At 73.9% G+C, this 8,962-nt stretch carries 13 protein-coding genes; 6 read left to right on the plus strand and 7 right to left on the minus strand.

Translation table 11 applies throughout. From position 1 onward, the window contains the following. On the minus strand, window positions 1–1,389 hold the full coding sequence (locus ACFE60_RS04595; RefSeq protein ID WP_375387661.1) for a protein kinase: 1,389 nt from the start codon (window positions 1,387–1,389) through the stop codon (window positions 1–3). 171 nt (window positions 1,390–1,560) lie between these two features. Here ACFE60_RS04595 and ACFE60_RS04600 point away from each other — a divergent pair, with 171 nt between their 5' ends. After that, on the plus strand, window positions 1,561–1,938 hold the full coding sequence (locus ACFE60_RS04600) for a VOC family protein (protein WP_375387662.1): 378 nt from the start codon (window positions 1,561–1,563) through the stop codon (window positions 1,936–1,938). Window positions 1,939–1,945: 7 nt separating this feature from the next. On the opposite strand, the gene ACFE60_RS04605 is transcribed toward ACFE60_RS04600, so the two are convergent. From ACFE60_RS04605 to ACFE60_RS04615, 3 genes are all read right to left on the minus strand, one after another. Next, window positions 1,946–2,677: a CE1759 family FMN reductase gene (locus tag ACFE60_RS04605; protein ID WP_375387663.1), complete on the minus strand. Its 732-nt coding sequence runs from the start codon at window positions 2,675–2,677 to the stop codon at window positions 1,946–1,948. A 71-nt stretch (window positions 2,678–2,748) separates the two neighbouring features. Continuing rightward, a complete protein-coding gene (locus ACFE60_RS04610) occupies window positions 2,749–3,192 on the minus strand; it encodes a MarR family winged helix-turn-helix transcriptional regulator (protein WP_375387664.1) in 444 nt (147 codons plus the stop codon). Further along, a complete protein-coding gene (locus tag ACFE60_RS04615; protein WP_375387665.1) occupies window positions 3,189–4,364 on the minus strand; it encodes an LLM class flavin-dependent oxidoreductase in 1,176 nt (391 codons plus the stop codon). Before ACFE60_RS04615 ends, ACFE60_RS04610 begins: the two co-directional genes overlap by 4 nt. A gap of 98 nt (window positions 4,365–4,462) precedes the next feature. On the opposite strand from ACFE60_RS04615, the gene ACFE60_RS04620 reads away from it, so the two are divergent. Continuing rightward, window positions 4,463–4,810, plus strand: a complete 348-nt coding sequence (locus tag ACFE60_RS04620) for an iron chaperone (RefSeq protein WP_375387666.1) — start codon at window positions 4,463–4,465, stop codon at window positions 4,808–4,810. A 13-nt stretch (window positions 4,811–4,823) separates the two neighbouring features. On the opposite strand, the gene ACFE60_RS04625 is transcribed toward ACFE60_RS04620, so the two are convergent. After that, window positions 4,824–5,270 carry a MarR family winged helix-turn-helix transcriptional regulator gene (locus ACFE60_RS04625; protein WP_375387667.1) on the minus strand — a complete coding sequence of 149 codons (447 nt, stop codon included), beginning with the start codon at window positions 5,268–5,270 and terminating at the stop codon, window positions 4,824–4,826. Window positions 5,271–5,357: 87 nt separating this feature from the next. Between ACFE60_RS04625 and ACFE60_RS04630 the strand changes: the two genes are divergently transcribed. From ACFE60_RS04630 to ACFE60_RS04645, 4 genes are all read left to right on the plus strand, one after another. After that, on the plus strand, window positions 5,358–5,756 hold the full coding sequence (locus ACFE60_RS04630; RefSeq protein WP_375387668.1) for a hypothetical protein: 399 nt from the start codon (window positions 5,358–5,360) through the stop codon (window positions 5,754–5,756). Between the two features lie 4 nt (window positions 5,757–5,760). Continuing rightward, a complete protein-coding gene (locus ACFE60_RS04635) occupies window positions 5,761–6,819 on the plus strand; it encodes a winged helix DNA-binding domain-containing protein (protein WP_375387669.1) in 1,059 nt (352 codons plus the stop codon). A 150-nt stretch (window positions 6,820–6,969) separates the two neighbouring features. Continuing rightward, window positions 6,970–7,455 (plus strand): DUF2306 domain-containing protein, encoded by a 486-nt coding sequence (locus ACFE60_RS04640; protein ID WP_375387670.1) that lies wholly within the window; start codon window positions 6,970–6,972, stop codon window positions 7,453–7,455. A 9-nt stretch (window positions 7,456–7,464) separates the two neighbouring features. Next, window positions 7,465–7,767, plus strand: coding sequence for a thioredoxin family protein (locus tag ACFE60_RS04645; RefSeq protein WP_375387671.1), 303 nt, complete (start codon window positions 7,465–7,467; stop codon window positions 7,765–7,767). A 194-nt stretch (window positions 7,768–7,961) separates the two neighbouring features. Here the strand turns inward: ACFE60_RS04645 and ACFE60_RS04650 are convergent, their stop codons facing one another. Together ACFE60_RS04650 and ACFE60_RS04655 are read right to left on the minus strand one after the other, a co-directional pair. Next, the gene (locus tag ACFE60_RS04650; protein WP_375387672.1) at window positions 7,962–8,699 is read right to left on the minus strand and encodes an amino acid ABC transporter ATP-binding protein; all 738 of its coding nucleotides are present in this window, start codon (window positions 8,697–8,699) and stop codon (window positions 7,962–7,964) included. Continuing rightward, on the minus strand, window positions 8,696–8,962 hold a 267-nt coding region (locus tag ACFE60_RS04655; protein WP_375387673.1), incomplete at its 5' end, for an ABC transporter permease subunit. The genes ACFE60_RS04650 and ACFE60_RS04655, both read right to left, overlap by 4 nt.

Raw genomic sequence — 8,962 nt, forward strand, 5'->3', positions numbered from 1 at the left:
TCAGCGCGGGAACAGCGCGCGACGGCTGGCGAGCCGCAGCTCCAGCTCGCGCATCACGATCCGCGCGCACGCCTCGACCGTCGCGATCTCCTCGGCGTCGAACCGGCGGGGCACGACGTCGCACGCGAGCACGGTCCCGATGACCTGCCCGTCGTGGGTCTCCAGGTTCGCGGCGATCGCGCCGCGGACGAAGGGCTCCCCTGCGACGAACGGGTGGTCCCGCATCGCGGGCACCTCGCGGAGGTCCTCGATCGTCCTGCCCGCCGAGCCGGCGGGGGCCGCGAAGTCGCGGAACACCGAGCGCGGCAGCTCGGGGACCGGCACCCCGCGGTGCGACTTGAACCACACCCGGTCCTCGTCCACGACCGCGACGAGCGCCACCGGCAGCCTGAGGCTGCGCGCGAGCAGCTCGGTCACGTCGTCGAACGCGTCCTCCGCCGGGCTGTCGAGGATGTCGAAGCGGTGCACGGCCGCCAGGCGGGCGGCCTCCGGGGTGGGCGGAGCGCCGAGGGGCACGCGCTGCTCCATCAGGTGGTCGACCACGTAGTCCTGCAGCGCGGCCCGCACCTCCGCCAGGCCCGCGCGCTCGTGCCGGTGCCGGCGGGTCATCCGCCGCAGCAGGCCGGCGAGCGGCTCGGGCACGCAGTCGGGGACCTCCGGGTCCCGGTCGAGGCGGGCGAGCGCGGAGGTGGCGACGTCCCCGGGGAACGCGATGCGACCGGTGAGCGCCTCGAGCAGGACGAGCCCGAGCGAGTACACGTCCGACTCCGGCCCCGCGTCCTCCCCGTCGGCCTGCTCGGGGCTGAGGTACGCGGCCGTCCCCGTGACGGAGTCCATGCCCGCGGAGGCCGCCGCGCCGATGAGGGAGGAGATGCCGAAGTCCGCGAGCTTCCCGCGGAGGCGAGGGTCCTGCCCCCTCGTCGTCAGCAGGACGTTCGCGGGCTTGATGTCGCGGTGCAGGAAGCCCGCCTCGTGCAGGTACTCGAGGCCCTGCGCGAGGTCGAAGCCCAGGTAGGCCGCCTGCACCGACGACAGCGCCCCGCTGCGCAGCCGCTCCCGCAGGTCGCCCCCGGCGACGTGCTCCATGACGAGGTAGATCCGCGGCCGCTCCGGGTCGCTGGTGTCCACGCCCGCGTCGTAGAGCGTGGTGAGCGCGAAGTGGTTCAGGGAGGCGACGAGCTTCGCCTCGGCCTCCTGGACGCGCACCTCCTCCGGATCAGCGGCCCGCGCGCGGAACACCTTGACGGCGACCTCCCGGCGCAGCAGGCGGTCGCGGGCGAGGAACACGCGCGCCTTGCCGCCGCGGCCGATCTCCCGGCCCACCTGGTAGCGGCCGGAGACGATCTCGAGCGCGCCCGTGGCCGGCTGCGCCGCCAGGTCGCGTCCCATGCCGATCCACCCCCGTGCTGCTCGCCGACGGCTCCGCCGAGCCGCGCGGGACCACATCGCGGTCCCCGTCGACGGCGACACGTCGATTATGCCGCCGATGCACCGCCCGCCCGATGGTCTCCCGCGCAGCTCCCATGGAACCGGCCGGTGCTTCGGCGGCACGATGGGGGGATGGACGTCTCCGCAGGGCTCTTCGCCATCACGCTCGTCGTCGAGGACCTGGAGGAGACGAAGGCGTTCTACGCCCGCGCCTTCGGGCAGGAGGTCGCGTTCGAGGACGCGGACTCCGCCGTGTTCCGGGTCGGCGCGACGATGGTCAACCTGCTCCGCTCCACCGCGGCGCCGACGCTGATCGACCCGGCGCCGATCGGTTCGGGCGACGGCGTGCGCGCCGTGTACACGGTGCAGGTGGACGACGTCGACGGCGCCGCCGCGCAGCTGCAGGCGGCCGGTGTCGCGCTGCTGAACGGCCCGATGGACCGGCCGTGGGGGCCGCGCACGGTGAGCTTCCGCGACCCCGCAGGCAACGTGTGGGAGCTCGCGCGCTGACGCCGCCTCAGGGGCGGCCGCTCTGCTCGACCGGGTCGGCGCCGCCGGCGGCGAGCCGCATCAGGTCGGTGTCGAACTCGATCTCGTCCGCCTCCGCGACGCCGCCGAACACCCGGTGGTAGTGCGTGCCGGCGTCGCGCATCGCGGACTTCACGCCCGCCGCGACCAGCACGACGAGCTCGTGCGCGGCCCGGTCGACTCGGTCGGCGAGGCCCGTCGTGCCCCAGTCCTCCTGCGCCGCGAAGACGCTCGTCGGCGTGGTGAGGGTGCGGAGGTAGGCGAACAGGGAGCGCAGCTGCTCGTCGGCGACGAGCGCGTGGCGCGAGCTGCCGGCCGTCGCAGCGAGCACCGTCGGCACGGCGATCAGCAGGTCCTGGTCGACGACGTCGAAGAACGACTTCACGAGGCCGCTGACGCCGGCCTTGTAGACGGGCGTCGCGACGATCAGGGCGTCCGCCTCCGCGAGGGTCGCGATCGCGGCGGCCACGGCGGGCGGCGCGAAGCCGGTGACCTGCGCGGAGGCGAGGTCCGCGGCGAGCGGGCGCAGCTCGACGACCGAGGTGCGCACCTCCACGCCCTCTGGGCCCACACGCGCCGGTTCCGGCGCGCCGCGAAGCGGTGTGACGGCCGAGTGCGTGGGGAGGGTGGCGCGTTCGAGCACCCGGGCGGTGATGCGGTCGGCCAGCATCCGGGTGGACGAGGGGTCGCTGGTGCCGCCGGAGACGGTGACGAGCTGCATGGTTCTGCTTCCTTCGGTGGTGGTTCTTCGTTCTGCAGGTCGGCCAGACCTACACAACGGAAGGGGTCGGGTCAGTCGGTGGCGGTGAGCAGCGCGCAGAGGTCGCGCAGCTGCCGCTGCTGGTCGGGCGTGAGGCAGCGCAGCCGCGCCTCCACGCTGCGGGCGTGCCGGGCGCCGACGCGCTGCTGCGCCTCGGCACCGGCGTCGGTGAGGGTGATGAGCACGCCGCGGCGGTCGTCGGGGTCGGTCGCCCGTCCCACGAGGCCGCGCTGCTCGAGGCGGTCGAGCAGCCGGGACAGCGCGGGCTGGCTCAGCAGGACGCGCTTCGTCAGCTCGCTCTGGCGCAGCGCGCAGCCGGCCTTCTTCAGCGCGTAGAGCACGTCGTACTCGGTGAGCGCGACCTCGTCCCACATCCGCTCGGCCGCGAAGCCGCGCATCACCGACGCCTGCGCCCCGAGCAGCGCCTCCCACGACTCGTTGGCGAGCCGCACGTCGCGGGCCTCCGTCGTGCTCATGCCGCCGCGCCGGCCCTGGCGGTGTCCTGGTAGGGCGAGCCGCCGGTCACGTTGTCGCCCCGGTTGGCGGTGGGGCGCGGCTGGCGCGCGGGCGCGTCGCCGTACTTCGCGGCGACCAGGGAGGCGTGCGTGGGCGCGTCCGCGACGCCGGGGGCGCGCAGCGCCGCCAGCTCGCGCCGCAGGACGGGCACGACCTCGCCGCCGAGCAGCTCCAGCTGGTCGAGCACCATGCCGAGCGGCAGGCCCGCGTGGTCGACGAGGAACAGCTGGCGCTGGTAGTCGCCGAAGGTCTCGCGGAACGTCAGGGTCTTGTCGATGACCTCCTGCACGCTGCCGACGCTGAGCGGGGTCTGCTCGGCGAAGTCCTCCATCCGCGGGCCGTTGCCGTACACCGGCGCCTCGTCGAAGTACGGCCGGAAGGCGGCGCGCGCCTCCTGCGAGGTCCTGCCGATGAAGGCCTGGCCGCCGAGCCCGACGATCGCCTGCTCAGGGGTGCCGTGCCCGTGGTGCGTGAAGCGCGTGCGGTAGAAGTCGATCAGCCGCTTGGAGTGCTCCGACGGCCAGAAGATGTGGTTCGCGAAGAAGCCGTCGCCGTAGAACGCGGCCTGCTCGGCGATCTCCGGGGTGCGGATCGAGCCGTGCCAGACGAACGGGGGCACGTCGTCGAGCGGGCGCGGCGTGGAGGTGAAGCCGGACAGCGGGGAGCGGTAGCGGCCCTGCCAGTCGACGACGTCCTCCCGCCACAGCCGGTGGAGGAGGTTGTAGTGCTCGAGCGCGAGCGGCAGGCCCTGCCGGATGTCCTGCCCGAACCACGGGTACACGGGCGCGGTGTTGCCGCGGCCGAGCATCAGGTCCATGCGGCCGCCCGAGACGTGCTGCAGCATCGCGTACTCCTCGGCGAGGCGCACCGGGTCGTTCGTGGTGATCAGCGTCGTGGAGGTGGAGACGAGGAGGCGCTCCGTCTGCGCCGCGACGGCGGCGAGCAGGGTGGTGGGGGACGAGGACATGAAGGGCGGGTTGTGGTGCTCGCCGAACGCGAAGACGTCGAGGCCGACCTCCTCCGTCTTCTTCGCGATGGCGAGCACGGCCTGGATCCGCTCCGCCTCGCTGGGCGTGCGATCCGCCACCGGGTCACGCGTCACGTCGCCGACCGAGAAGACACCGAACTGCATCAGAACCACGCTCCCTGCCCGGGCACCCTGCCCGAGATCCATGCACCTGCATACAACTCGATCCACCGCGCAATATTCCCGGCGGGCACGATGGGCGCGTGAGCGACTTCGGCACGACGACCGCCGGCTGGCCGGAGGAGGCGCGCGCCGCGCTGGACCGCGTCGCGGCGATCGCGCGGGCGGAGGTGCCGGACGCGTCCGAAGGCGTCTCCTACGGCCTGCCCGCCCTGCTCGTGGACGGCAAGGCCCTGATCGGCGTCTCCCGCCAGGCGAAGCACCTGTCGCTGGTCCCGTTCTCGCCGCCGGCGATCGAGGCGGTCCGGGGCGACCTCGACGGGTTCGCGGCGTCGAAGGGCGTCATCCGCTTCCTCCCCGACCGGCCGGTGCCGGACGAGGTGGTGCGGCGGCTCGTCCGCCTCCGGATCGCGGAGATCCGGCCCGCCTGACGCCCGCCCGCGGTCAGCGCTCGGTCAGGCGCTGCAGCAGCGCGGCCGCCTCGAGCACCCGCGCCAGCTCGCGGTCGTCCAGGCGCTCGCGCAGGGTCGTCGCCAGCCACTCCTGCCGCGCCGCCCGGCGGCCCGAGAACAGCGCGTCCCCCTCCGGCGTCATCCGCAGGATCGACCGGCGGCCGTCCTCCGGATCCGCGGACCGGGCGATCAGGCCGTCCCGCTCGAGGGAGGCGACGGTCGCGGCCATCGACTGCGGCCGGATCCCGTCCATGGCGGCGAGCTCGGCCGCCGTGTCCGCCTCCCCCTTCGCTAGGCGGGCGAGCACGGACGACTGGGAGGGGGACAGCCCGCCTGCGTTGGCGACCAGGCGCAGGCGGCGGTGAAGCCGCCCCACCGCGACGTGCACCTCGCGCGCCGCGGTCGCGGCCAGGTCATCGGCCGCGCGGGAGTCCGTCATGGGCGGGTGTCCGTCATGGGTGCGCAGCCTAGGCTGCCGACCCGCCTGTGCAGCGGCCCGGTCGGCGGGGTGGACCAGGATGGAGCCGTGGCGACCCCGATCGAGGACACGGTTCCCGAGGTCTCGGACGACGTCGATGCGGCGCAGCTCGCGGAGATCGTCGACGAGCTGGCGACGATGAACAGCGACGACTGGACGACGATCGCCGAGAACGGCGTCGCCGCGAACGCGCTGATCGAGTTCGCGTTCTCCGCGCCGACCGAGGAGGTCGCGACGCAGCTGGTCGAGGGCGTCCGCGACGACCTCGGCTACGCGGCCACCCTGAGCGAGCCGCAGGGCGAGCTGGACGACTGGACGATCCGCGGCACCACCTCCGACGTCTCGGTCACGCAGGCCGGGCTCACGGAGTGGGTGCGGCGGCTGGCCGCGTACGGCCTCGACCAGGACGGCAGCGTGCTCGACGGCTGGGCCGTCCTGATCGACTGACGCCGTGCCCGCCTCCGCGGTCGCCGCGCGCTGCACGGCGCAGCTGCTGTCGGGCGCGCCCGCGGCCACAGCGGAGGAGGCGGTGCGCCGGGTCCTCGCGGTGCAGGGCCAGGACCCGCGCGGGTTCCGGCTCGCGGTCCGGGCGCGGACGTCGGGCGGAACCGCGGCCGAGGTCGAGGCGGCGCTCACCGGCTCGCGCTCGCTCGTCGTGTCGTGGCTGAACCGCGGGACGCTGCACCTGGTCGAGGCGGCGGACTTCTGGTGGCTGCACGACCTGACGACGCCGCAGCTGGCGAAGGACTCGGTCCGCCGGCTCGGGCAGGAGGGGGTCCCGCCGCCGCTCGCCGAGCGCGGCGTCGCGGTCGTGCACGACGAGGTCTCCGAGCACGGCCCGCGCACCCGTGACGAGCTGCGCGTCGCCCTCGAGGGTGCGGGCGTGCCGACGACGGGGCAGGCGCTCGTCCACGTGCTGCTCGCGGCGACGCTGCAGCACCGGCTGATCCGCGGACCGGTGCGCGACGGCGAGCACTGCATGGTGCTCGCCGAGGACTGGCTCGGCGCCGCGCCTCCTCCCCTGCCGCGGGAGGAGGCGCTCGCGACCCTCGCGCGCCGGTACCTCGCGGGCCACGGGCCGGCGACCGACCGCGACCTCGCCATGTGGGCGAAGCTGCCGCTGCGCGACGTGCGGGCCGGGCTCGCCGCGATCGCGGACGAGACCGTGGACCTGGGAGACGGTCTGCTCGATCTCGCCGAGCGGGCGCCGGCGGAGCCCCTCCCGACCCGCCTGCTCGGCAACTTCGACCCGATCCTGCACGGCTGGGTGTCGCGGGATCCGGTGCTCGGCGCGCACGAGGGCAACGTGGTCGTCGGCGGGATCTTCCGCTCGTGGGCGTTCGACGCGGGCCGCGCGGTCGCGCTGTGGCGCATCGCCGGGGGCCGGGTGCGCATCGCCCCGTTCGCGCGGCTGCCGAGGCGGACCGAGCAGGCGCTCCTCGCGGATGCGGAGGCGGTCGTCGCCTACCTCGGCCTGCCCGCGAAGGAGCCCGTGCTCGAAGCCGTCTGACGCGCTTCGTCTTCCAGGAGCTCTGGCGTGCCCCGCCGGGCCAGAACTCCTGGAAGGCGAAGGGTGTCGCGGGGCCTCGACCGGGAGGACCAGGTGCGGGTCGGCCGGTCGGACGATGCGCACGGCCCGCCGCGGCCGGACGCTGGAGGCATGATCGGTTGGACGCTCCTCGTCGCGAGTCACGCGACCGCGGCGACGCTCGCGGTGGTGCTCGGCGCGGTGCAGCTGGCGCGGCGCCGCTTCGGCGACCGCCTCCACCGCTGGAACGGCCGCGTCTGGGTGGTGCTGATGCTCTTCGTGGCGGTGTCCTCGTTCTGGATCCGCGAGATCCGGCCCGGCGGGTTCTCCTGGATCCACATCCTGAGCGTCGTGACCGCGGTCAGCCTCGTGGTCGCCGTCGTCGCCATCCGCCGCGGCGACCGGACCACCCACGCGATCTCGATGATCTCCACCTACGCGGGCATGATCGGCGCCCTGATCGGCGTCGTGGCCGTGCCGGTCCGGCTGGTGCCGAGATGGTTCCAGGCCGACTGGCTCGGCATGACGCTGCTCACGGCGGCGATCGCGGCGACGGCCCTCACCTGCATCGCGCTGCTGTCCGTCGCCGCGCGCCGGGTCCGCAGGCGCCCCGCCTGAGGGAATGCGGTGGCCGCGCCGGACGCTGCAGCCGTCGTGGCCGAGGTGACCGTGACGCTCTACAGCGCGAGCTTCTGCGGCGCCTGCGCCCGCACGCGCCGCGTGCTCGAGGACGTCATCGGCCTCGTCGGCGACCGCGTCGCCCTGCGCGAGGTGAATGTCGCGACCGGCCCGGAGGAGGCGGAGCGGCGCGGCGTCGTCGCGACCCCGACGACCCTGCTCACCGACCGCGCGGGCGCCGAGCTGGCCCGGGCCGCCGGCATCCCCTCCCCCGATCAGGTGCTCGCGCTGCTGGATCGCCACCTGCACTGAGCCGAGGGCTTCGGCAGGTCAGAACGCCATCAGCAGGACGACTCCGAAACCGGCGGAACCGGGTCCGAGCACTTAAGCAGGAAGAATCCGCTTCGGCAGGAAGAACTCGGCGGATTCTTCCTGCCGACGTAAACTCTTCCTGCCGTCGTGCTCCGGTCTTCCTGCTGTCGCGCTCGAGTCGTCGCGCGGAGGCGTCAGCGGTCGCGGAGGCGGGAGAGGAAGGCGCGGGTGTCCTGATGCTGCGGGTCGCGCAGCACCTGGGCGGGAGGGCCCTGCTCGACGATGCGGCCGTCCTTCAGGAACACGACGCGGTCGGCCGCGTGCTCCGCGAAGTGCATCTCGTGGGTCGTCATCAGGATCGTTGAGCCCTGCGCCTTCAGCTCCGCGACCAGGTCCAGCACCTCGCCGACCAGCTGCGGGTCGAGGGCGCTCGTGATCTCGTCGAGCAGCAGCAGCTCGGGGTTCGTCGCGATGGCGCGCACGATCGCGACGCGCTGCTGCTGGCCGCCGGAGAGCCGGTCCGGGAACGACCGCGCGAAGTCCGCCAGCCCGACGCGCTCGAGCAGCCGGCGGCCGGTCTCCTCCGCCTCCGCCTTCGGGGTGCGGTGCACGCGCCGCGCCGCGATGGTCACGTTGTCGAGCACCGACAGGTGCGGGAACAGGTTGAACTGCTGGAACACCACGCCGATGCGGCCGCGGACGCGATCGGCGTCGACGCGCGGATCGCTGATGTCCTCGCCGGTCAGCCAGATGCGGCCGTCGTCGATCGGCTCCAGCAGGTTGATCGTGCGCAGCAGCGTCGACTTGCCGGAGCCGGACGCGCCGATCAGCACGACGACCTCGTGCTCCCCGACCTCCACGTCGACGCCGTCGAGCACGACGCGGTCGCCGAACGCCTTGACCAGCCCCTCGGTGCGCAGCACGGCGCTCATACGACGCTCCCCTGCTGCTGCCGCGCGAGAGCGCGGCGCTCGAGGTGGTTGGTCAGCTGCACGAACGGCAGGCTCAGCAGGATGAAGAGCAGCCCCGCGATCACGAACGCGGTGTAGTTGTACGAGATCGCCTTCTGGATGTTCGCAGCGCTGATCGCGTCGACCACGCCGAGGATCGAGATCAGCCCGACGTCCTTCTGCATCGACACGAAGTCGTTCATCAGCGCCGGCACGACCCGCCGCACGCCCTGCGGCAGCACCAC

Source organism: uncultured Amnibacterium sp. (assembly GCF_964245895.1).
Classification (GTDB): domain Bacteria; phylum Actinomycetota; class Actinomycetes; order Actinomycetales; family Microbacteriaceae; genus Amnibacterium.

What these genes read in the sequence shown, in the direction of transcription:
- ACFE60_RS04595 (WP_375387661.1), bottom strand. Translation starts at nt 1,389, where the DNA reads ATGGGACGCGACCTGGCGGCGCAGCCGGCCACGGGCGCGCTCGAGATC.
- ACFE60_RS04600 (WP_375387662.1), top strand. Translation starts at nt 1,561, where the DNA reads ATGGACGTCTCCGCAGGGCTCTTCGCCATCACGCTCGTCGTCGAGGAC.
- ACFE60_RS04605 (WP_375387663.1), bottom strand. Translation starts at nt 2,677, where the DNA reads ATGCAGCTCGTCACCGTCTCCGGCGGCACCAGCGACCCCTCGTCCACC.
- ACFE60_RS04610 (WP_375387664.1), bottom strand. Translation starts at nt 3,192, where the DNA reads ATGAGCACGACGGAGGCCCGCGACGTGCGGCTCGCCAACGAGTCGTGG.
- ACFE60_RS04615 (WP_375387665.1), bottom strand. Translation starts at nt 4,364, where the DNA reads ATGCAGTTCGGTGTCTTCTCGGTCGGCGACGTGACGCGTGACCCGGTG.
- ACFE60_RS04625 (WP_375387667.1), bottom strand. Translation starts at nt 5,270, where the DNA reads ATGACGGACTCCCGCGCGGCCGATGACCTGGCCGCGACCGCGGCGCGC.
- ACFE60_RS04640 (WP_375387670.1), top strand. Translation starts at nt 6,970, where the DNA reads ATGATCGGTTGGACGCTCCTCGTCGCGAGTCACGCGACCGCGGCGACG.
- ACFE60_RS04650 (WP_375387672.1), bottom strand. Translation starts at nt 8,699, where the DNA reads ATGAGCGCCGTGCTGCGCACCGAGGGGCTGGTCAAGGCGTTCGGCGAC.